Origin of the sequence: Microbacterium ureisolvens (assembly GCF_019511645.1) — a bacterium.
GTDB classification, from domain to species: Bacteria; Actinomycetota; Actinomycetes; order Actinomycetales; family Microbacteriaceae; genus Microbacterium; species Microbacterium ureisolvens_A.
Genome location: NZ_JAEUAX010000005.1, coordinates 49,604 through 71,113, shown reverse-complemented (window position 1 = coordinate 71,113; position 21,510 = coordinate 49,604). Strand labels below are relative to the sequence as shown.

The following is a 21,510-nucleotide window of genomic DNA, read 5'->3' as shown; positions in this document are numbered from 1 at the left end:
TCAGGATGTCGGCGCTGCCGGCTCGCCGTGCAGGGTGAAGAGCAGCTCGAGCGACTCGCCCGGCTGCAGTTCCAGGGTCGAGATGCCCTCCTGCGCGTAGCCCCACTCGCCGCCGGCCGGCTTGACCCACATCGACCAGTACGCGAACGCCGGAGACATCGCCTCGCACGTCTCGAAGTAGTCCGAGCCGTCCTCGGCCGGGATCGCGACATCTTCGGCGGGCACGCCGTTGACGCGGCACACGGCGTCGTCGCCGAACTCGACGTTGCCCTCGGTCTCGACGCCCACGAGGGTCAGCGCGTCCGCGGCGGCAAGGGTCTCATCGGTCTCGATGCACCACGCCTTGCTGTCCTCTTCGAGGGCCGACGCGTCGACGGCCACCGTGATGCCGGCGTCGTCCGCGCACGCCTCGTCGAGGACCTGGACGGCCTGCGTCTCAGAGGCCGTGGGCGCCGCCGCCGGGGCGTCGGACGAACAGGCGGCGAGGGCGAACAGCAGGGCAGCGGATGCCGCGGCAGCCGCCACGGCGCGAAGAGTCGAAGTCACCGATCCAGGCTAGGCCCCGACCCCGGGTGTCCGGTTGCACATGACGTCCGCGCGGAGGCCGCCGTAGGCTGGCCGGGTGAGCGTTTCGGAACTTTTCGACGACAGCGAATGGCACCCGGCCCCCGGCCAGCCGGACGGCGGCTACACCGACATCACCGCTCATGTCTCAGAGGACGGCCGCATCGCCCGCGTCGCGTTCGACCGGCCGGAGGTGCGCAACGCCTTCCGCCCCCACACCGTCGACGAGCTGCACCGCGCCCTCGACATCGCCCGCCAGGACCCGCGCGTGGGCGTGGTGCTGCTCACCGGCAACGGGCCGAGCCCGAAGGACGGCGGCTGGGCGTTCTGCTCCGGGGGCGACCAGCGCATCCGCGGGCGCGACGGCTACAAGTACTCCGAGGACGAGACGGCCGTCCCCGGCGAGGCTCAGGCACGCGCCGGGCGCCTCCACATCCTCGAGGTGCAGCGGCTCATCCGGTTCATGCCCAAGGTCGTGATCGCCGTGATCCCCGGGTGGGCCGCGGGCGGCGGCCACTCGCTGCACGTCGTGTGCGACCTCTCGATCGCCTCCGCCGAGCACGGCCGATTCAAGCAGACCGACGCCGACGTCGGCTCGTTCGACGCCGGGTACGGCTCGGCCTACTTCGCCCGGCAGATCGGGCAGAAGTTCGCGCGCGAGGTCTTCTTCCTCGCCGAGGAGTATTCCGCCGAGCGCGCCTACGAGATGGGCGCGGTGAACCGGGTCGTGCCGCACGCCGATCTCGAGCGCGAGGCCGTGGCGATGGCCCGGACGATCCTCACCAAGTCGCCCACCGCGATCCGCATGCTCAAGTTCGCCTTCAACGCGGTCGACGACGGCCTGGTCGGCCAGCAGGTGTTCGCGGGCGAGGCGACGCGCCTCGCCTACGGCACCGACGAGGCGGTCGAGGGCCGCGACTCGTTCCTCGAGAAGCGCGACCCCGACTGGTCGCCCTACCCGTGGCACTTCTGATGCGGCGCCCGCGATGAAGCTCGTCCCCGTCGTCGGCGACGACCCCCGCGAGATCCTGCGGGGGCTCCGCGGTGCGCTGCACGGCGCGGGCCCGGCGCTCGCGCTCGGGCTGGTGAGCGGGCTTCCCGGCGAGGTGCGGGCGGGCACCGCCGTGGTCGTGACGACCTCGGGCTCCACCGGGGTCCCGAAGAGCGTCGTGCTCAGCCGCGACGCGCTCACCGCGAGCGCGATGTCGACGGCCGATCGCATCGGCGACGGCGCGTGGCTGCTGGCACTGCCGGCGAGCTACGTCGCGGGGCTTCAGGTGCTCGTGCGCTCCCTGGTCCAGGGCCGCGAGCCGGCGATCCTCTCGGGCGCGTTCACCCCGCACGCGTTCGCGGCCGCCGCGCTCACGATGGTCTCGACCGAGGGCGGGCAGCGCGTGCCCAGCTATACGTCGCTCGTTCCGGCGCAGCTCTCCAAGCTCCTCGACGCTGCTGAGCACGACCCTTCGGTGGTCACCGCGCTGCGCTCGTTCGAGACCATCCTGGTCGGAGGCCAAGCTCTCCCCGCCGCGACGCTCGAGCGCGCCGAGGCTGCGGGGGCGCGCATCGTTCGCACGTACGGCTCCACCGAGACCAGCGGCGGCTGCGTGTACGACGGCGTGGCCCTCGGCAACGTGCGGCTGCGCATCGAGCGCGGCGAGGTGCAGGTCTCCGGCCCCGTCCTGGCCGACGGCTACCTCGGAGACCAAGAACGGACGGATGCTGCGTTCCTCCGCGATCGCGACGGCTCCCGCTGGTACCGCACCGGCGACGCGGGACTCATCGAGGACGGCGTCCTGCGCGTGCGCGGCCGCATCGACAACGTCATCGTGTCGGGCGGGATCAACGTCTCGCTCGACCGGGTCGAGCGGATCGTGCGCGGGATCCCCGGCCTGGCATTCGCCGTCGTGGTCGGGGTTCCCGACGAGCGGTGGGGCGAGGCATCCGTCGTCGTCGCCTCCCGGGGCGAGGCGCTGCGCCGGAGCGAATCCGTCCAGCTCGAGGAGGCGCGCGCCGCCGTGCAGGCTGAGATCGGCGCCCACGCCCGGCCGTCACGGCTCGTGCTGGTCGACGAGCTCGCGACGCTGCCGTCGGGCAAGCCCGACCGTGAGGCGATCCGCCGCGCGGTGATGTCGCTGCGCTGAGGCGGGACGCGCTTCAGCCCAGCGGGTACGGCCCGGTGTCGACGACGCAGAAGCGGTTTCCCTCGGTGTCTTCGAGCACGATCCAGTCGGCGTCATCGGGGTAGTCGTGCCAATCGACCTCGCGCGCGCCGAGGCTGAGCAGGCGCTCGACCTCGGCCGCCTGGTCCTCGGCGTACAGGTCGAGGTGGATGCGCGGCGGATAGTGCTGCGGGTAGCCCGTCACCGACAGCGCGAGGCTCGCGCCGGGAGCCGACCAGTCGGCCTTGCCCGGCGGGTCGAGGATCACCCAGTCGTCGCCCGGCTCGTCGCGGTTCACGTAGCCGAGGGCCGCGCGCCAGAAGTCGCCGGCGCGGGTGATGTCCTCCACGGTGAGGACGGTGGATCCGATGCTCAGCATGGACCCATCCTCGGCCCGGCAGGCGACACCCGACAGGGGCTTGACCGATGCGCGGACTTCATCGGCTCGGCCCCTATGATGTGCATTCGTGGCAGGAACCCCCAGCAAGAAGCGCACCTCCGGCGGACGCAAGAAGCAGCAGCCGCGCGGGAACCCCCAGAAGGCGCACGTCTCGCGAGACCCCGCGCACGTCGAGAAGCCCACCGCCCGCGACTGGATCGGCGCAGCGCGCCTGCGCACCCTGCCGCTCGCGATCACGCCCATCCTCGTCGGCACGGGCGCCGCGATCCTCGTCGTGGACGTCTTCCACTGGGTGATCGCGCTCTTCTGCCTCATCGTGTCGGTGTCGCTGCAGATCGGCGTCAACTACGCCAACGACTACAGCGACGGCATCCGGGGCACCGACGACCACCGCGTGGGTCCTGCCCGACTCACGGCCGGCCGCAAGGTGAAGCCGCGCACCGTGCTGATCGTCGCGCTGGCGTTCTTCGTGATCGCCGCGCTCGCCGGACTCGCGATCACCATCCGCACCCAGCAGTGGTGGCTCATCGCCGTCGGTGCCGTGTGCATCATCGCGGCGTGGTTCTACACCGGTGGCAAGCGCCCGTACGGCTACTACGGTCTCGGCGAGCTCTTCGTCTTCGTGTTCTTCGGCCTCGTCGCGACGCTGGGCACGACGTGGGTGCAGGCGCTCGCCCTCCCGCAGGAGGCCTGGTTCGGCGCCGTCGGCGTCGGCCTCATCGCGTGTGCGGTGCTGCTCGCGAACAACCTGCGCGACATCGACCAGGACCGCAAGGCCGGCAAGCGCACGCTCACCGTGCTGATCGGCCGCACCGCGACGCGCTGGCTGTTCACGGTCTTCCTTCTGATCGCGTTCGCCATCGCCGTGTTCCTCGCGTGGATCGGCTACCCGATCGCCTGGCTGACGCTGCTCGCCCTCCTGGCCGGTGCGCCCGCGATCCTCATCGTGTGGACGTACCGCGACCCGCGGGAACTCGTCGTGGCCCTTGGGCTCACCTCACTGACGTCGGTCGCATACGGCGCGTTCCTCATGTGGGCGTTCATCGGCTGACGGATGCCGCGCCCTCGAGTCCTGCGCCGGACCGAGGAACCGCCTGCGGACGGGAAGCGGAACCGCCTGCGGACGGGAAGCCCCGCCCCGGTGTCTCGGCGTGGCTGAGGTTTCCCGGCGTCAGACGCGGGAGTCCGGCGCTTCGCTCTCGGGCGTCGAGGGGGCGGCGGCGTCGGCCGCCGCATCCTCCGCCTCTTCGTCGCCGGCGGCGGCGCGAGCCTTCGCCCGGCGTTCGGCGAGGCCCGACGTGACGTCGTCGAGGGGCTTGCGCAGGAACAGCACCGAGAGGCTCAGTCCGATGAGGGCGGCGAAGATGGCGGCGAGCCAGTAGTACTCGCGCATGATCGGGAACAGCATCAGGATGCCGAACGGCACGAGGAACGCCAGCAGCCGCAGCACCGAGTAGACGATGGCAGAGCGCGCTTTCACCCATCCATCCTACGTTCCGTCCCTGGGACGGCTTCGGCGACGGTTGCGTCACGGAGCGCCCGCGACCGCCCACTGCGGGTCCGGCCCCGCCTAGGATGGGAAGATGCCTCGGGTGCTGCTGATTCTGGCCCTGGTGGCGACCGCGTTCTGGGTCTTCACCATCGTCGATTGCGCGGTCCAGCCCCCGACCCGCCACCGCGGGGTGAGCAAGCCCGTCTGGATCCTGATCGTCGTGCTGCTGCCCGTGCTGGGCGGCCTCCTCTGGCTGATCGTGGGCCGCGGTCGCGCGTCGTCCGTCGCCACTCGCCGGGCTCCCGACGACGACCCCGAGTTCCTCGGCCGCATCGGCACGATCAGCGACCAGGACGAGCGCATCCGCCGCCTCGAGGAGGAGCTCGCGCAGCTCGACGCCGAGGGCGAAGACCCGCGCTACAACCCCCCGGCCGGCCCCGCGGCATCCGACGACACCGCCGCACCCGGCAGCACCGCCGCCGCGGGCGGCACCGCGACGCCGGGAACCCCTCCGCAGCCGAAGCCGCCGATCCGCCCCGCGGACGGCGACGACGACGCCCGCGGCCAGCGCGGAGTCATCGGCTGACGTGACCGACTCCGACAGCGCCGGCGGCGCGTTCGACTCCGCGCCCGCCACCGACGCCGCCGCCGCGCTCTTGTGCCGGCTCGTCGAACTGGGTGTGCGTCACGTCGTGCTGAGCCCGGGCTCGCGCTCGCAGGCGCTCGCCCTGGTCGCGGCAGAACTCGAGCGGCGCGGCGCCATCCGTCTCCACGTGCGCATCGACGAACGCGTGGCGGGTTTCACCGCCCTCGGCATCGGACGCGAGACACGGATGCCGGCGGCCGTGGTCTGCACGTCGGGCACCGCCGTGGCGAACCTGCTGCCGGCCGCGCTCGAGGCCCATCACGCCGGTGTTCCGCTGCTGCTGCTCACCGCCGACCGGCCGCCCGAGCTGCGCGGCGTCGGGGCGAACCAGACGACGCGCCAGCCCGGGATGTTCGCGCCCAGCGTGCGGCTGGAGGCCGACGTGCCGGTGCCCGAGGACCACGACCCGGACGGCACGCACGAGCAGAGCGCGATGCTGCGGCTCCTCGCCGAGGACGCCGTCTCCGCCGCGCTGGGCGCGGGCACGCGGTCGCCGGGGCCGGTGCACCTGAACCTGCCGTACCGTGAGCCGCTGTCGGGCGCCCTTCCCGCGTGGATGGGCGTGCCCGCCGCGGAGCTCGAGACCGCGGTGGTCGACGACCCCGACGGACCCCCGGTGGAGGCCGACGCCGAGGACGAGGCATCCGGCGCCCTCTATCAGGGCGGTGGGGGAATCGGCGAGGCGGACGTCCCCACCGAGCCGGAGGACGCGCCGTTCGTGCTCGAGCGCGGCCCCCGCACCGTCGTGCTGGCGGGCGCCGACGCTGGTCCCGACGCGGAGGAGCTGGCCCACGTCGGCGCGTGGCCGCTCGTCGCCGAGATCGTCAGCGGTGCGCGCTTCGGGCGCCACCTCGTGCACGGCTACCGCGAGCTGCTGCGCGACCCGCAGCTCGGCGGCCGCATCGAGCGCGTCGTCGTGCTGGGCCACCCGACCCTCAGCCGCGAGACCGCGGCGCTGCTGTCCGACCCCGACATCGAGGTCGTCGCCGTCCGCGGGCCGGGCGAGCCGCTCAACCTCAACGGCGCGACGCTCGCCGCCGACCGCGTCGCCGTCGCCACCGGCGACCCCGACCGCGAATGGCTCGGGGCGTGGCTGCAGGCGTCGCGCGCAGCATCCGTCGACCTCACGCCGCCGGCTCCGGACGCCGACGGCCTCTCGTCGGCGGTGCCGGGGGAGCGGCTCGGCGCGATCGCGGCGGAGCTCGGCGTCATCCGCGCGCCCGTCGACCGTGCCGCGCTCGTCGACGCCGTGTGGCGTGCGACCTGGCCCCACGATCGCCTCGTGTTCGGCTCGTCGCGGCTCGTGCGCGTGGCCGACCAGGTGCTCGGGGGCAAGAAGGTGCCGGTGCACGCCAACCGGGGGCTCGCCGGCATCGACGGGACGATCGCCACGGCGACCGGCATCGCACTCGCGAGCCAGTCGGGCGGGGGCGCGGGCGTCACGCGCGTGATCCTCGGCGACCTCGCGCTGCTGCACGACGCCGGCGCGATGCTGCTGCCGCCGCACGAGGACGAGCCGCGCATCCAGCTCATCGTCGGCAACGACGGCGGCGGCACGATCTTCGACGGGCTCGAAGTGGCGGCCGTCGCGGGCGCCGAGGTCATGGACCGGGTGCTCCTCACCCCCCACACCGTGCGCCTCGAGCAGCTCGCGCTCGCCTACGGCTGGGAGTACCACCGCGTCACGACGCGCGCGGCCCTCGACCAGGCGCTCACATCGCCGGTCAGCGGGCGGCAGCTCATCGAGGTTCCGCTCGAGCGCTGAGCCGAGGCATCCGCCATGATGGCTGAATGATCGCCTCGAGTCAGAAGCACTGGAGCGGCGACGTCGCCGATCTCCTCCGGGTCCGCGAGGGCTTCGTCCTCGCCGACGTCGACACCCGCTCGACACCGGGATACGAGAAAGACAAGGCGCACGCGGCAGACGACCTGCAGGCGGGGGCCGCCGAACTCGACGAGTACCAGGAGCGCCTCTACGCCCGCAGCCGGGTGGACGCGACGAACGCATCCGTGCTGCTGGTGCTGCAGGCGATGGACTCCGCCGGAAAGGGCGGCATCATCCGCCACGTCGTGGGGTCGGTGGACCCGCAGGGCATCGTGCTCTCGGCGTTCAAGAAGCCCACGGAGGAGGAGCTGAAGCACGACTTCCTGTGGCGGGTGAAGCAGCGCCTTCCCGTCTCGGGCATGATCGGCGTCTTCGACCGCTCGCACTACGAGGACGTTCTCATCGCCCGGGTGCGCCGGCTCGCGCCGGAGCAGGAGATCGAGCGTCGCTACGCGGCGATCAACGACTTCGAGCGTCAGCTGACCGATTCCGGCACGAGCGTCGTCAAGGTGATGCTGCACATCTCGCCGAACGAGCAGAAGAAGCGCCTGATGCGCCGGTTGAACCGCCTCGACAAGCACTGGAAGTACAACCCGACCGACGTCGACGAGCGCGCGCTGTGGCCGCAGTACATGGCGGCGTACCAGACCGTGTTCGAGCGCACCTCGACCGAGCACGCGCCGTGGTTCGTCGTGCCCGCCGACCACAAGTGGTACGGCCGCCTCGCCGTCCAGAACCTGCTGCTCGAGGCGCTCGAGGACATCGACCCGCAGTGGCCGAAGGCGACGTTCGACGTCGAAGCCGAGAAGCTGCGACTCGCCGCCACCTGACCCGCTGCCGATCACACCGAACGCCTCCCCGCCGAACCCTCGACGGGGAGGCGTTCATCGTGCCGGTGGCGGGTGGCCGAGCTCGCAGAGTAGTTGATGCCCACAGGTACTTTATCTGATACAGTACTCGACATGACAAAGGACGACGCGTTCGCGGCCGACCTGCTGCGCGGCCACACCGACACGATCGTGCTCGGCGTGCTGCGGCGCGGCGACGCGTACGGCTTCGAGATCTACAAGGCGATCCGCGAAGCGACCGGTGGCGAGCACGAGATCAAGGAGGCGACTCTGTACGCCACGTACCGCCGCCTCGAGAAGGACGGGCTCGTCGAGTCGTACTGGGGCGACGAGTCGCAGGGCGGCCGCCGCAAGTACTACCGCATCACCGACGCGGGCCGCGCCGTCTTCCGCGGCAACGTCGCGGCGTGGACGGCGACCCGGCGCATCATCGACTCACTGCTCGACGTGAAGGAGAGCCAGCAATGAACACCGACATCCATCGCCTTCTCGACGAGGCGTTCCAGGGCATCGACATGACCCCCGACGCGCAGGACCTGAAGGAGGAGGTACGCGCGAACCTCGTCGCCCGCACCGACGAGCTCGAGGCCGCGGGGGTGGCGCCGGCCGACGCCGCGCAGCGGGCGATCGCCGAACTCGGCGACGTGCGGATCCTTCTCGACGAGACGACGGATGCTGCGCCCCCGGCCGAACGCGAACGGCTATGCCGCTCTGCAGCAGCGCCACCGCGTGCGTCCGAAGCCCGGCTTCGTCGTGCGCGCCGTCGTGTGGTCGATCGCCGCGGTGGTCGGCATCACGCTGGGCATCCTCAGCGCCGCGGGCGTGGTTCCCATCGCGCTCGGCGGGCAGATCGCGTTCTTCAGTCTCGCATCGACCGCGCTCGGGCTCCTGGTCGGCGACTCCCTGTCGCAGGAGACCACGACGAACCACCCGATGCCGCAGTCCCGCGCCGCGGGTTTCGCCCTCGCGACCTTCCTGGGCGCGTTCGGCCTCGGCTTCGCCGCTCTCGTGGCGTTCGGCTCCCTGCCGGTGTGGGCCGTCGTGTTCGCGGCGCTCGGGATCATCGCGTCGATCATCCTGTTCGCGTTCCTCGGTGCGAGCCAGACGAATCGCCACAAGGCATGGACGCGGCAGGCTCGCACGAGCGAACCGCCCAACCGCTTCGAGCGCGAACCCGAGGTCGCTGCGCGCTTCGGCATCTACACCGCGGTCATCTGGCTCGTGACGTTCGCCGTCATCGCCGTGCTCGTCTTCACCGTCGGCTGGTGGTGGGCGCCGCTCGCCTTCGTCGGCGGGTTCGCCGTCATGATGCTCGTTCTCGCCCGCATGCTCTTCAGCCCCGACAAGAAGTCCTGAAAACCGGGCGGCGGCGCGCCGCCCGGTCCCTCAACAACCCATCCGCACGAAGGGATGCGAGCGATCGCGACCCGGCGCCGCCTCACGCCAGCGCGTCGACGATCGGTCGGAACTTCACCCGGGTCTCGAGCAGCTCCTTGTCGGGGTTGCTCTGGGCGACGATCCCGGCTCCCGCGTGGGCGACGACCGGGATCGTCGCGCTGTACGCAGCGACGTTGCGCGGCGGCGGCCCGCCGATCTGCGCGCAGCGCAGAGCGATCGCCCACTCGCCGTTCCCGTCGCCGTCGACCCAGCCCACCGGACCGGCGTAGCGGCCCCGGTCGAACGGCTCCAGCCGGTGGATCAGCTCGAGTGCGGCGGCCGTCGGCGTCCCCGCCACCGCTGCGGTGGGGTGCAGCGCGGCGACCAGATCGAGGGCCGACGCGTGGTCGGCGAGGTCACCCGCGACGTCCGTCGCGAGGTGCCACAGGTTCGGGAGCTTCAGCGTGAACGGCTCGGGGTCGGCGCGCAGGTGGCTGACATGCGGGCGCAGCGTCGCGAGCACGCTCTGCACGGCGTAGCGGTGCTCGTCGAGGTCTTTGGTGCTGTGCGCGAGGGCGGTGGATGCCTCGGTGTCGTCGTGCGCGTCGGTTCCGCGCGGGATCGTCCCGGCGAGCACCCGCGCGGTCACGACGCCGCGGGAGGCTGTCACCAGGGTCTCGGGGCTCGCGCCGATGAGTCCGTCGACCGCGAAGGTCCAGGTGTCGGGGTAGTCGTCGGCGAGGGCTCGGACGAGGCGGCGCAGGTCGGCGCCGACGGGGATGGTGCCCACGAGGTCGCGTGCGAGGACGACCTTCTCGAGCTCACCGCGCACGATCGCGGCCACGGCCTCGCGCACTGCGGCCTGGTACCCGGCGGGATCGAGGGTGCCCGGACCGAGCGTGGCCGACCAGTACGGGCCGTACGGCCTGGGCTCCACGACGGCGTCGTCGATCTCGGCCGCGATGCGGCGGATGCGGGTGATCCACGAGCGTCCGCGATGGCGGCCGACCACCGCCTGCGGGATCACGAGGCGGCTCGTGGCCGACGACCTCTCGTCGAAGGCCAGCGCGCCGAACGCGACCAGGCCGGTTCCCGGGAGCCCGACGGGGTCGTCGACCTCCGCGGTCGCGGCGATCTGACGCCAGGTCTCCGCCGCCGACGGCAGGGTGGCCGGATCGATGCCCGGGGCGGAGTGGGGTCCGCGCTCGTACCCGCCCAGCTGGCCGATGCCGACGATGCCGTCGCCGCGGCGCAGCCAGGCGAGAGGCTCGTCAGGTGAGGCGTAGGCGAGGAGGTCGTCGACGTGCTCGATCTCGCGGGTCTCGACCACCAGCTCAGGCGGGCGGTGCGAAGATGTCACGACTCCAGCCTAGACTCGCCGATCCCGCGCGGAGGCCGGTCGCCGTCCGCCATCGGCCGGCGTGCGCACCCTCGACGAGGGCGCGGGGCTGATGCAGCCCTACACTGGGGCGGGTGCCGACCCCGATGCACCGCGCAGGCCGCGCGGATTCCGTCCGCCCCGAGCCCGGAGCCCCGCTCCAGTTCCGGTGGCGCAAGTGGGACGGCGGCCCTCACTGGGTCAACGACTGCATCTACCTGGGGAGCGACCGCTGGGGCGACTGGGTCGGCCAGCCCTCCGGCTGGCGGAACGTCCGCCCGGGGCTGGAGTTCCTCGCCGACGGGCCCAACGTCACCCTCATCCCGCCGACCGGCGACTACGCGATGACGGTGCACGGCACCCCGCGACGCGTGCGCATCTACATCGACATCGCGTGGGACGTCCGGTGGGAAGGCCGAGAGCCCCGCGGGATCGACATGGACCTCGACGTCCTGAAGGCGGTCGATGGGCGCGGGCTGTTCATCGACGACCGCGACGAATGGGACGAGCACCGTGTAGCGTACGGCTACCCGCTCGATCTCGTCGAAAGGCTCGAGGCGCTCGCCGTCGACCTCGAGCGGCGCGTCGCGGCCGCCGAGGCGCCGTTCGACGACGCGACCCCGGACGCGTGGCTCACCCGTCTCGCCGCCCACGACGGTGTGGCACCGCCGCCGCCGGTCTTCTTCGCGGGCGCGGGCGACACCGGCCCCGGCGGAGGCGGAACCGCCGCCTAGACTCGGAGCCGTGGCATCCCACCCCTCCGATCACGAGCCGAACCGCGCCGACCTGCACAAGGACCCGTCGCGCGTGAGCGGCATGTTCGACCAGGTCGCGCCCGGCTACGACCGCACCAACACCGTGCTGAGCATGGGCAACGACCGCTTCTGGCGCGCCGCGACCACGCGCGCGGTGAACCCTCGGCCCGGGCAGCGCATCCTCGACCTCGCCGCGGGCACGGGCGCCTCGAGCGTCGCCCTCGCGGGCCGGGGCGCCACGGTCGTCGCCGCCGACTTCTCGCCCGGAATGATCGCCGAGGGCCGGCGCCGGCACAGCGGGATCCCCCATCTCTCCTTCGTGCAGGCCGACGCGACCGACCTGCCGTTCGGCGACGACGAGTTCGACGCCGTCACGATGTCGTTCGGGCTGCGCAACGTCAACGAGCCGAAGAAGGCGCTCAGCGAGCTGCTGCGTGTCACGAAGCCCGGCGGCCGCCTCGTGGTCTGCGAGTTCTCGCATCCGCCGTCGAAGGCCTTCAACGGCCTCTATCGCTTCTACAACGACCGCGTGCTGCCTGTCGTCGCGAAGACCGTGAGCTCGAACGCGGAGGCATACGACTACCTCAACGAGTCGATCCGCGACTGGCCCGACCAGCGCACGCTCTCGGCGTGGATCCGCCAGGCGGGCTGGACCGACGTCGCCCACCGCAACCTGTCGATGGGCATCGTCGCCCTGCATCGAGCCACGAAACCCCAGGCCTAGCGGCCCTCGTCGCCGGACGGAGCGCGACGAAACGCGCCCCCGGTAGGCTGGGGGCGTGACACCGACAGCGCCGGGCTCGCATATCGCGGGCAAGCTGGGCCTCACCGACCGCATCTTTGCGGGCGCGCGATCGCGCAGCCTGCTCAAGACCGTCGAGGCGGGCCTCAAGCGCGTCGACAGCGCGCTCGAGCGTGAGCTGCGCGTCGCCGACACACTCGCCGACGCCACGAGTCGCTACCTCTACGACGCCGGCGGCAAGCGCATCCGCCCGATGCTGGCGCTCTTGACCGCTCAGCTGGGCGACGGCGCGACGGACGAGGTGATCGACGCCGCGACCGCTCTCGAGATGACGCACCTCGGTTCGCTGTACCACGACGACGTGATGGATGCCGCCGACAAGCGCCGCGGTGTCCCCAGTGCCCACGCCGTGTGGGGCAACAGCATCGCGATCCTCACGGGCGACCTGCTGTTCTCGCGCGCGAGCCAGATCATGGCGCGACACGGTGACGAGGCCATTCAGCTGCAGGCCGACACGTTCGAGCGACTCGTCCTCGGGCAGATGCACGAGACCGTGGGCCCATCGGACGACGACGATCGCGTCGCGTTCTACCTCCAGGTGCTCTCCGACAAGACGGGCTCCCTCATCGCGGCGGCAGCGCAGTCGGGCATCGTCTTCTCGAACGGGCCCAAGGAGTTCGAGCAGCCGATGGTGACGTTCGGCGAGAAGGCCGGCGTCGCGTTCCAGCTCCTCGACGACGTCATCGACCTGTCGGCCGATCCGGACGAGACCGGCAAGGTGCCCGGCACCGACCTCCGCGCGGGCGTGCCGACCATGCCCTACCTCGTGCTCGGACAGCGGACGGATGCTGCGTCCCTCGAACTGCGCGAACGCATCGACGACGGTGTCGCGCGCATCGCCGACGGTGCCGATCCCGCGATCCTCGACGAGCCGCTGGCGCAGCTGCGCGACCACGAGGCCACGCAGGCGACCCTCGACCTCGCCAACGCGTGGTCGACCGAGGCGATAGAGGCGCTCGAGCCCTTGCCCGACGGCGCCGTGCGGGAGGCCCTCACCCGGTTCGCCCAGGCCGTCGCCGACCGCTCCAGTTGATCCCCGTCCGCGTTCCCTTCGCCTCCGCCGCCCCGGCCGTCCCGCGAACGAGGAACGCGCGAGAGAAAACGCCCGAAAGGACCACAATGACCAAGCTCCGGCTGGCGATCGTCGGCGCAGGACCGGCAGGCATCTACGCCGCCGACATCCTGCTGAAGGCCGAGCGCAAGTTCGACGTGTCGATCGACCTGTTCGAGCAGCTGCCCGCGCCGTACGGGCTGGTCCGCTATGGGGTCGCCCCCGACCACCCCCGCATCAAGGGCATCATCACGGCGCTTCGCGAGGTGCTCGACCGTGGCGACATCCGCATCTTCGGCAACGTCCGCTTCGGCGAGGACATCACCCTCGAAGACCTCAAGCACCACTACAACGCGGTCATCTTCGCCACCGGCGCGATCCGCGACACCGACCTCGACATCCCCGGCATCGACGCCGTCGGATCCTACGGCGCCGCCGACTTCGTGAGCTGGTTCGACGGGCACCCCGATGTGCCGCGCGAGTGGCCGCTGGACGCAGCATCCGTCGCCGTCATCGGCAACGGGAACGTCGCACTCGATGTGTCGCGCATGCTGGCCAAGCACGCGGAGGACCTGCTGCCGACCGAGATCCCCGACAACGTGCACCGGGGCCTGGCAGCCTCGAAGGTCACCGACGTGCACGTGTTCGGCCGTCGCGGCCCCGCGAACGTCAAGTTCACGCCCCTCGAGCTGCGCGAGCTCGGCGAACTCCGTGACGTCGACATGGTCGTCTACGACGAGGACTTCGACTACGACGACGCGGCGCGCGCCGCCATCGCGAGCAACAAGCAGGTCATGGTGATCGACCGTGTGCTGCAGTCCTGGCGAAAGCGCGACTCGGTCAACAACAACGGCGGCACGGCGTCGCGCCGCCTGCACCTGCACTTCTACGCCAAGCCGATCGAGGTGAAGACGGATGCCGAGGGCCGGGTGTGCGCTCTCGTCTACGAGCGCACCCGCCCCGACGGGGAGGGCGGCGTCGTCGGCACGGGCGAGCTGCGCGAGGTGCCGATTCAGGCGCTGTACCGTGCCGTCGGCTACTTCGGATCGCCCCTGCCGGGCGTGCCGTTCGACAAGCGCCACGGCGTCATCCCGAACCGCGAGGGTCAGGTGCTCAGCAAGGACTCGAACCAGCGCGTCAACGGCGTGTACGCCACCGGCTGGATCAAGCGCGGACCCGTGGGCCTCATCGGCCACACCAAGTCCGACGCGATGGAGACCGTCCGTCACCTCATCAACGATCAGGGCACGTGGTGGCAGCCGGCCGATCCGTCGGAAGCCGCCATCCCCGCCCTGCTCGCCGAGCGCGGGGTGGCGTGGACCGACCTCGACGGCTGGCACCGCCTCGACGAGCACGAGATGGCGCTGGGCGCACGCCAGGAGCGGGCGCGCATCAAGGTCGTGCCCCGCGACGAGATGGTGACGATCTCCCGGGGCGAGTGACCGCTCGCCCTTAGGCTGAGGGGCATGGCCGGGCCATCCCTCACATGGGTCCCCGACATCCTCGGGAAGCCGTTCGAGCAGCTGACGCTGCCGCTCGGCGTGGACGGCGAGCACGGGCCGCTGGTCGCGACGCTGGTGCGCAGCATCCCGAATCCTCTCCTGACGCTGTTCGCCCCGCTGCGCGATGTCGACGTGCTGTACGTGCACGGCTGGTCGGACTACTTCTTCCAGCGTGAGCTCGCGCGCTTCTGGACGGGTCGCGGCGCGCGTTTCTACGCCCTCGACTTGCGCCGATACGGCCGGAGCCTGCGTGACGGGCAGGCGCCCGGGTACATCGACTCCCTCGAGGACTATGACGTCGACATCGCGGCGGCACTGCAGGCGATGGGACACGCGGCGGAGCCCGCCGAACAGGGCCTCTCGGCGGAGCCGGACGCGCGCGCGGGCCGCCGCAAGCTCGTGCTGATGGGTCACTCGACGGGCGGTCTCACGCTCACCCTCTGGGCCGACCGTCACCCCGGCCGCGCGCACGCGGTCGTGCTCAACAGCCCATGGCTTGAACTCCAGCTCGGCACCCTCGGCCGCCAGGCGCTGGCACCCCTGGTGGACATGCGGGCGAGGCTGGATCCGCGCGGGACGCAGCCCGCCGTCGACTTCGGGTTCTACACGCGAGCGCAGGACCGGATCGGCTCGCTGCCGCAGGACGAGCACCGCACGCTGTGGCGGCCCGACCGCGGCTTCCCGACCGCTCCGGGATGGCTGTCGGCCGTGATGGATGGGCACCGCCGCGTCGCGGCCGGTGTCGACATCGGATGCCCGGCGCTGGTGCTGCTGTCGGCGGCCTCGACCATGCCGCTGTCGTGGAAGGAGTCCATGATCTCGACGGACTCCGTGCTCGTGGTCGACGACATCGCCCGAGCGTCGACCAGGATCGGCGCGCTCGTCACGATCGCCCGGGTCGACGGCGCCATCCACGACGTCTTCCTCTCACGCCCGGTCTCTCGCGCGATCGCGTACGATGCTCTCGACCGATGGGCTCGCGCGTACGTCGCACCGGACGCGGATGTCCCCCGAAGAGGGGACAGCGCTCTTGTAGACAGTCGGGTTAAGCTGTAGGGGAGATGTCCCCAGCATCTCAGGGAAGGCCCTCCCCAAGAATCCTTCCCATCCGTCGTCACGCGCCGCTAACCGGGGGGTTGGTGATGCGAGAGCAGACGACGACAGGCCCCGGGTGTCCCCAGCACCCGGGGCCTTTATCGTTGCCGGGCCGGGGTCGTCGCCGAGACCCGCGGGTCACTCCGCGCGGCGGGCGAGCGTGCGCATGAGGAGCACGTACGTCGTGAGCGACAGCACGTATCCGAGCAGGTACACGACGAGCTCCTGCGCGAGGAACCGGCTGTAGTCGAGGGCGCCGTCGGTGACCGCCGGCGCGCTCCGACTCATGAGGTACGCCGCGGTCTGGCCCGCGGCGAGGACGGCCAGCAGCGCCAGCACCGTGAGAAGCGCGAGCCAGATGCGGCTGCGCCACACCCGGGCGGTCGCGGCCATCGCCGTCGACGACGTCCAGTCGGGCACCTCGGGGTCGAGCCACCCGTTCACCCTCGGAATCAGGATGATCGCCGCGAGGAACGCGGCATTGAGGATCGCGGTTCCGACTCCGGCGGCGGAGTCCCCCTCGACGTCGCTGCGCACGAGCGAGGGGATCAGCAGGACGATCAGCACCGGCAGGGTCGCGACGACGGCCGACAACACGGCCCGGAGGAAGCGCATGGCCCGAGTGTAGGGTCGGTTTCCACCGCCACCGAGGAGCAACGACGATGCCCATCATCCCGACGCCGGCCGACGCCATGACGACTCTCCGCCGGCGAACGAGCGAGAAGTGGGGCACCCACTCCGACGACGTGCTGCCGATGTTCGTGGCGGAGATGGATTTCCCGCTGGCGCCGGCGATCAACAAGGCCTTGCACGAGGCGATCGACCTCGGCGACACCGGGTACGTCAATCCTTCCGACCCGGGCGCTCGGACGGCGTTTCGCGACTACGCCGCGGCGGCATGGGGATGGGAGCCGGATCCGGAGCGGATGGGCATCACGACCGACGTGAGCGTCGTGATCGTCGAGTCGCTGCGCAGGCTGATCGAACCCGGCGACGGCGTCGTGATCACGCCCCCGGTCTACCCGCCGTTCTACGACCTCATCCCCGAGGCAGGCGGCGTGGTGGTCGAGGCGCCACTGCGCGACGACGGGTCCTCGTACGCGCTCGACCTGGATGGCATCGACCGGGCGCTGGCCGCGGGCGCGAAGGGCGTGCTCCTGTGCAGCCCCCACAACCCCGTCGGCCTGGTCCACGACCGGGCGACCCTCGAACAGCTTTCCCGCATCGTGGCACGGCACGACGGGTTCGTCGTAGCGGACGAGATCCACGCCCCGCTCACCCATCACGGCGTGGAATTCACCCCGTACCTCGCGGTCTCGGACGAGGCCCGGGCACACGGCATCGCCGCCGAGTCGGGGAGCAAGGCCTTCAACCTCGCCGGGCTGAAGACGGCGCTGTTCGTGTCCGAGTCGGACCGCATGACCGATCTCATCCGCTCGCTCCCGGAGGAGGTCACCTTCCGGGCCGGCCAGTTCGGACTGATCGCGACACGGGAGGGATTCGCCCGCAGCCGGGACTGGCTCGACGCAACGGTCGCCTCCGTGCAGAACAACGTCGACCATCTGCAGGCCGAACTCGCTGCGCACCTGCCGGCGGTGCGCCTTCGCCGGCCGTCGGCGAGCTACCTGGCCTGGCTGGACATGTCGGCACTGGGCTGGGGAGACGACCCCGCCGTCATCGCCGAGCAGCAGGCGAGGGTGGCGTTGTCCAGCGGGCCGGCATTCGGCCGGCAGGGCGCGGGATACGCGCGGATGAACCTCGCCTGCTCACCCGACACGATCACCGAGGCCGTGCGGCGGCTCGCCGCGGTGGACCCGAGCGGCGCCCCTCAGCGGTAGTTGACGAACTGGAGGTCGACGTCGAGGTCGGCGGCCTTGAGCAGCCGCTGCACCTCCTGCAGGTCGTCGCGCGACTTCGACTGCACGCGCAGCTCGTCGCCCTGGATCTGCGACTTCACCGACTTGGGGCCCTCGTCGCGGATGATCTTCGAGATCTTCTTGGCGTTCTCGGACGAGATGCCGTCCTTGATCGTGGAGACGATGCGGTACTCCTTGCCGCTCGCGAAGGGCTCGCCCGAGTCGAGGCTCTTGAGCGAGATACCGCGCTTGATGAGCTTCGACTGGAAGACGTCGAGGACGGCGTTCGCGCGATCCTCGGTGCTGGCCTTGATGAGCACGGACTCGCCGCTCCACTCGATGGAGGCCCCGGTGCCCTTGAAGTCGTAGCGCTGCTCGATCTCTTTGCGGGCCTGGTTCAGGGCGTTCTCCGCCTCCTGGTGGTCGACCTTGCTGACGATGTCGAACGAAGAATCTGCCATGGCGGGCAGTCTATCGGCGGGTGCCGGACCACGCGGGAGAACGGATGCTGCTGCAAGCGGTTCCAGTCGATGATCAGCGTGCAAGCGATTCCAAGCAGGAGCTCAAAGTCACGGCGAGATATCGATCCGGAGCCGGTGTTGCCATATGGCGTCTGCTGAGTTACAAATGTAAGCGCTTGCAATCGTGAGCGAGAGTCGAACCCGCACCGTCGCGACCGGCAGTGCGGCCGGACTCACTCAGCACTCCAGAGAGGCACTGCACCGATGAAGGTGAACAAGAAGAGCTGGCTCGCGCTCGGCGGTCTCGCCGTCGCGTCGATCGTCCTCGCGGGCTGCGCGGGGAGCGCGGACGACACCGCTTCGAGCGACGAGGGCGACGCCACGTCGACGCTGACCGTGTGGGTCGACTCCGAGCGCGTCGATGCGCTCAAGGGCGCGGCCGACGCATACAGCGAGAAGACCGGCGTCAAGGTGGACCTGGTGGGCAAGGACACCGGCAAGATCAAGGACGACTTCATCCAGCAGGCCCCGACCGGCAAGGGCCCCGACGTGGTCATGGGCGCGCACGACTGGCTCGGCGAGCTGTCGACCAACGGCGTCGTGGCCCCGATCGAGCTCGGCGACACCGCCGGCGACTACCTCCCGGTCGCGCTGCAGGCCTCGACCTACGAGGGCACGACCTACATGCTTCCGTACGCGGTCGAGAACATCGCCATCCTCCGCAACGCCGACATCATCCCCGAGCCGGCCACGAGCTTCGACGACATGATCGCGAAGGGACAGGCTGCCGGCCTCACCACCCCGTTCGTCGTCCAGCAGGGCGTCGAGGGCGACCCGTACCACCTCTACCCGTTCCAGACCGCGTTCGGCGCCCCCGTGTTCGGCACCGACGCCGAGGGCAACTACGACCCGACCGACCTGCAGATCGGCAACGAGGGCGGCTTCCAGTTCGCCACCTGGCTCGGCGCGCAGGGCGCGGCCGGCAATTTCAACACCGACGTCGACGGCGACATCGCCAAGACGAAGTTCACCGAGGGTGAGGCGGCGTTCTGGCTGACCGGCCCGTGGAACGTCAGCGCCGCGACCGACGCGGGCATCAACGTCGCGATCGACCCGATCCCGAGCCCGACCGACGCCGCCGCTCAGCCGTTCGCCGGCGTCAAGGGCTTCTTCGTGAGCTCCGAGTCCGACAACAAGGTCGCCGCGAACGACTTCCTGGTGAACTACATCGGCACCGAGGACGTCCAGCTCGACCTGTTCAAGGCCGGCAACGTGCTGCCCGCCCTCACCGCCGCTGCCGACACCGCGGCCGCCGACCCGATCATCGCCGGCTTCCAGACCGTCGGTGCCGACGCCGTCCCGATGCCGGCCATCCCGGCCATGGGTGCGGTGTGGCAGTACTGGGGCATCGCCGAGGCCGCGATCATCAACGGCGCCGACCCGACGGCGACCTGGCAGAAGCTCACCGACGACGTGAGCGCCGCCATCAAGTGACACCCTGCGGTCTCGCGACCGCGACAGGCGACCGGGACGGATGCCGAGGCATCCGTCCCGGTCCCGATGATGAGGATGATCGATGACCGATACTCTGTCGACCGCGACTGACGAGAAGGCCCCGCCGCAGACGCCGAGACAGCGCAGCGCCGCCCGCATGGCGGATGCCGCCGGCGGCCGGCTGCGCTGGATCGTGCTCAAGATCGTGATGCTGGCGATCGTGGACGCCGTCGCGCTGTACGCCGTCTTCGTCCTCTTCCTGCACAACGAGTGGCTCGTCCTCACGCTGGTGACGGCCGTGACGATCCTCGTCAACTGGATCTACTTCTCCCGCAAGCAGATCCCCGCGAAGTACCTGACCCCCGGCATCATCCTGCTGGTCGTCTTCCAGATCTTCACCCTGAGCTACACCGCCTACATCGGCCTGACGAACTACGGCACCGGCCACAACGGCTCGAAGGACCAGGCGATCGCCTCACTCATGCGGTCGTCGCTCGTCCGCGTCGAGGACTCGCCGACGTTCGACGTGACCGTCGTCGAGCGCGTCGGGGAGCTCGGCCTCCTGGTGACCGACCCCACCGACGGCGAAGCGTCGCTCGGCACCAACCAGAAGCCGCTCGAGCCGGTCGACGCCACCATGGAGGGCGGCAAGGCCGTCGCCGTCGACGGCTGGACCACGCTCACCTTCGCGGATGTGCTGGAGCGCAGCAACGAGGTGGAAGAGCTCGCGGTGCCGTACACCGACGACCCCAATGACGGGGCGATCCGCACCCAGGACGGCCAGAAGGGGTACCTGTACACCTCCACCCTCGTCTACGACGAGGCCGCCGACACGATGACCGACACCACGACCGGGACGGTCTACACCGACGACGGCGAGGGCGCCTTCACGTCCGCGTCGGGAGAGCAGCTGCTGCCGGGATGGCAGGTCTTCGTCGGCTTCGACAACTTCGTCCGCGCCTTGACCGACACGTCGATCCGCGGGCCGCTGCTGGCGGTCACCGCGTGGACGTTCGTCTTCGCGATCGTCTCGGTGGCCACCACGTTCTTCCTCGGGCTGCTGCTGGCGATGCTCTTCCAGAACAAGCGCATGCGGTTCAAGAACGGGTACCGGATCATGCTGATCCTGCCCTACGCGTTCCCGGCGTTCCTGTCGGCCCTCATCTGGGCGGGCATGATGAACAAGAGCTTCGGCTTCATCAACCAGGTCCTCCTCGGCGGGGCCGAGATCGGCTGGCTCACCGACCCGTGGATCTCGAAGTTCTCGGTGCTGCTGGTCAACCTCTGGCTCGGCTTCCCGTACATGTTCCTCGTGTGCATGGGAGCCCTGCAGGGCATCCCCGAAGAGGTCAATGAAGCCGGCGTGATGGACGGTGCGAGCCCCTGGCAGATCTTCCGCCGCATCAAGCTGCCGCTCCTGCTCGTCACGGTGACGCCGCTCCTGATCGCTTCGTTCGCGTTCAATTTCAATAACTTCAACCTGATCTACATGCTCACCGGCGGCGGGCCGCGGTTCGAGGACACGGCGATACCCGCAGGACACACCGACCTCTTGATCTCGATGGTCTACAAGGTCGCCTTCACGGGGCAGAACCGCGACTACGGTCTCGCCTCGGCGTTCACGATCCTGATCTTCATCGTGGTCGCCGTCATCGCGGTGATCAGTTTCCGCAAGACCAAGGCCCTCGAGGAGCTGAACTGACATGTCGGAATCTCAGGAGCGTCTCGCCCACCCCGGCAAGGCCGTCACGCAGAATGCGACGCTCGCCCTCGCCGGCGGCAGCGCCGCCGAGCAGTTCGAAACC

22 protein-coding genes and 1 pseudogene are annotated in these 21,510 nt (G+C 70.6%); 17 read left to right on the top strand and 6 right to left on the bottom strand.

Going from position 1 to position 21,510, the window contains the following annotated elements; all coding sequences use genetic code 11:
• A complete protein-coding gene (locus tag JNB61_RS10525; RefSeq protein WP_159842236.1) occupies nt 1-546 on the bottom strand; it encodes a hypothetical protein in 546 nt (181 codons plus the stop codon).
• Between the two features lie 76 nt (nt 547-622).
• Between JNB61_RS10525 and JNB61_RS10520 the strand changes: the two genes are divergently transcribed.
• A complete protein-coding gene (locus JNB61_RS10520; protein ID WP_220339581.1) occupies nt 623-1,537 on the top strand; it encodes a 1,4-dihydroxy-2-naphthoyl-CoA synthase in 915 nt (304 codons plus the stop codon).
• A gap of 13 nt (nt 1,538-1,550) precedes the next feature.
• Nucleotides 1,551-2,705, top strand: a complete 1,155-nt coding sequence (locus JNB61_RS10515; RefSeq protein ID WP_220339580.1) for an AMP-binding protein — start codon at nt 1,551-1,553, stop codon at nt 2,703-2,705.
• A 13-nt stretch (nt 2,706-2,718) separates the two neighbouring features.
• On the opposite strand, the gene JNB61_RS10510 is transcribed toward JNB61_RS10515, so the two are convergent.
• Complete coding sequence (locus JNB61_RS10510) at nt 2,719-3,102, bottom strand: VOC family protein (protein ID WP_159842242.1); 384 nt, start codon at nt 3,100-3,102, stop codon at nt 2,719-2,721.
• 88 nt (nt 3,103-3,190) lie between these two features.
• On the opposite strand from JNB61_RS10510, the gene JNB61_RS10505 reads away from it, so the two are divergent.
• Nucleotides 3,191-4,174, top strand: coding sequence for a 1,4-dihydroxy-2-naphthoate polyprenyltransferase (locus tag JNB61_RS10505; RefSeq protein WP_220290482.1), 984 nt, complete (start codon nt 3,191-3,193; stop codon nt 4,172-4,174).
• A gap of 120 nt (nt 4,175-4,294) precedes the next feature.
• Here the strand turns inward: JNB61_RS10505 and JNB61_RS10500 are convergent, their stop codons facing one another.
• Entirely contained in the window at nt 4,295-4,603 is a 309-nt protein-coding gene (locus JNB61_RS10500; protein ID WP_220290480.1) for a DUF4229 domain-containing protein, read from the bottom strand.
• Nucleotides 4,604-4,706: 103 nt separating this feature from the next.
• Between JNB61_RS10500 and JNB61_RS10495 the strand changes: the two genes are divergently transcribed.
• The 6 genes and pseudogenes from JNB61_RS10495 (at nt 4,707) to JNB61_RS10470 (ending at nt 9,290) form a co-directional block, all read left to right on the top strand.
• Nucleotides 4,707-5,201, top strand: a complete 495-nt coding sequence (locus JNB61_RS10495; RefSeq protein WP_159842248.1) for a PLDc N-terminal domain-containing protein — start codon at nt 4,707-4,709, stop codon at nt 5,199-5,201.
• 1 nt (nt 5,202) lies between these two features.
• Nucleotides 5,203-7,026: a 2-succinyl-5-enolpyruvyl-6-hydroxy-3-cyclohexene-1-carboxylic-acid synthase gene (menD, locus tag JNB61_RS10490; RefSeq protein WP_220290478.1), complete on the top strand. Its 1,824-nt coding sequence runs from the start codon at nt 5,203-5,205 to the stop codon at nt 7,024-7,026.
• A gap of 26 nt (nt 7,027-7,052) precedes the next feature.
• Nucleotides 7,053-7,916 (top strand): polyphosphate kinase 2 family protein, encoded by an 864-nt coding sequence (locus JNB61_RS10485; protein ID WP_220339579.1) that lies wholly within the window; start codon nt 7,053-7,055, stop codon nt 7,914-7,916.
• Between the two features lie 132 nt (nt 7,917-8,048).
• A complete protein-coding gene (locus tag JNB61_RS10480; RefSeq protein WP_159842254.1) occupies nt 8,049-8,402 on the top strand; it encodes a PadR family transcriptional regulator in 354 nt (117 codons plus the stop codon).
• Nucleotides 8,399-8,584, top strand: a pseudogene (locus JNB61_RS20645) (permease prefix domain 1-containing protein); the annotation flags it as partial. The gene JNB61_RS10480 and the pseudogene JNB61_RS20645, both read left to right, overlap by 4 nt.
• A 22-nt stretch (nt 8,585-8,606) precedes the next feature.
• A complete protein-coding gene (locus tag JNB61_RS10470) occupies nt 8,607-9,290 on the top strand; it encodes a hypothetical protein (protein WP_220339578.1) in 684 nt (227 codons plus the stop codon).
• 82 nt (nt 9,291-9,372) lie between these two features.
• On the opposite strand, the gene JNB61_RS10465 is transcribed toward JNB61_RS10470, so the two are convergent.
• Complete coding sequence (locus JNB61_RS10465; protein WP_308291250.1) at nt 9,373-10,671, bottom strand: isochorismate synthase; 1,299 nt, start codon at nt 10,669-10,671, stop codon at nt 9,373-9,375.
• 113 nt (nt 10,672-10,784) lie between these two features.
• Here JNB61_RS10465 and JNB61_RS10460 point away from each other — a divergent pair, with 113 nt between their 5' ends.
• The 5 genes from JNB61_RS10460 to JNB61_RS10440 all read left to right on the top strand — a co-directional run bounded on the left by JNB61_RS10460 (nt 10,785) and on the right by JNB61_RS10440 (nt 15,855).
• Nucleotides 10,785-11,423, top strand: coding sequence for a DUF402 domain-containing protein (locus JNB61_RS10460; protein ID WP_308289209.1), 639 nt, complete (start codon nt 10,785-10,787; stop codon nt 11,421-11,423).
• Nucleotides 11,424-11,433: 10 nt separating this feature from the next.
• On the top strand, nt 11,434-12,168 hold the full coding sequence (locus tag JNB61_RS10455; protein ID WP_220290469.1) for a demethylmenaquinone methyltransferase: 735 nt from the start codon (nt 11,434-11,436) through the stop codon (nt 12,166-12,168).
• Nucleotides 12,169-12,223: 55 nt separating this feature from the next.
• Entirely contained in the window at nt 12,224-13,279 is a 1,056-nt protein-coding gene (locus JNB61_RS10450; RefSeq protein ID WP_220290459.1) for a polyprenyl synthetase family protein, read from the top strand.
• Between the two features lie 86 nt (nt 13,280-13,365).
• Entirely contained in the window at nt 13,366-14,739 is a 1,374-nt protein-coding gene (locus JNB61_RS10445; RefSeq protein WP_220339577.1) for an FAD-dependent oxidoreductase, read from the top strand.
• Nucleotides 14,740-14,763: 24 nt separating this feature from the next.
• The gene (locus JNB61_RS10440) at nt 14,764-15,855 is read left to right on the top strand and encodes an alpha/beta hydrolase (protein ID WP_220339576.1); all 1,092 of its coding nucleotides are present in this window, start codon (nt 14,764-14,766) and stop codon (nt 15,853-15,855) included.
• Between the two features lie 177 nt (nt 15,856-16,032).
• Here the strand turns inward: JNB61_RS10440 and JNB61_RS10435 are convergent, their stop codons facing one another.
• Complete coding sequence (locus tag JNB61_RS10435) at nt 16,033-16,509, bottom strand: hypothetical protein (protein ID WP_220290454.1); 477 nt, start codon at nt 16,507-16,509, stop codon at nt 16,033-16,035.
• Between the two features lie 47 nt (nt 16,510-16,556).
• Here JNB61_RS10435 and JNB61_RS10430 point away from each other — a divergent pair, with 47 nt between their 5' ends.
• Nucleotides 16,557-17,732, top strand: a complete 1,176-nt coding sequence (locus tag JNB61_RS10430; protein WP_220339575.1) for a MalY/PatB family protein — start codon at nt 16,557-16,559, stop codon at nt 17,730-17,732.
• Here JNB61_RS10430 and JNB61_RS10425 read toward each other — a convergent pair.
• The gene (locus tag JNB61_RS10425; protein WP_159842269.1) at nt 17,723-18,211 is read right to left on the bottom strand and encodes a YajQ family cyclic di-GMP-binding protein; all 489 of its coding nucleotides are present in this window, start codon (nt 18,209-18,211) and stop codon (nt 17,723-17,725) included. The genes JNB61_RS10430 and JNB61_RS10425 overlap by 10 nt on opposite strands.
• A 264-nt stretch (nt 18,212-18,475) precedes the next feature.
• On the opposite strand from JNB61_RS10425, the gene JNB61_RS10420 reads away from it, so the two are divergent.
• Together JNB61_RS10420 and JNB61_RS10415 are read left to right on the top strand one after the other, a co-directional pair.
• Complete coding sequence (locus JNB61_RS10420; protein WP_220290401.1) at nt 18,476-19,705, top strand: sugar ABC transporter substrate-binding protein; 1,230 nt, start codon at nt 18,476-18,478, stop codon at nt 19,703-19,705.
• Between the two features lie 82 nt (nt 19,706-19,787).
• Entirely contained in the window at nt 19,788-21,407 is a 1,620-nt protein-coding gene (locus JNB61_RS10415; RefSeq protein ID WP_220290399.1) for an ABC transporter permease subunit, read from the top strand.
• The last annotated feature ends 103 nt before the right edge of the window (nt 21,408-21,510 follow it).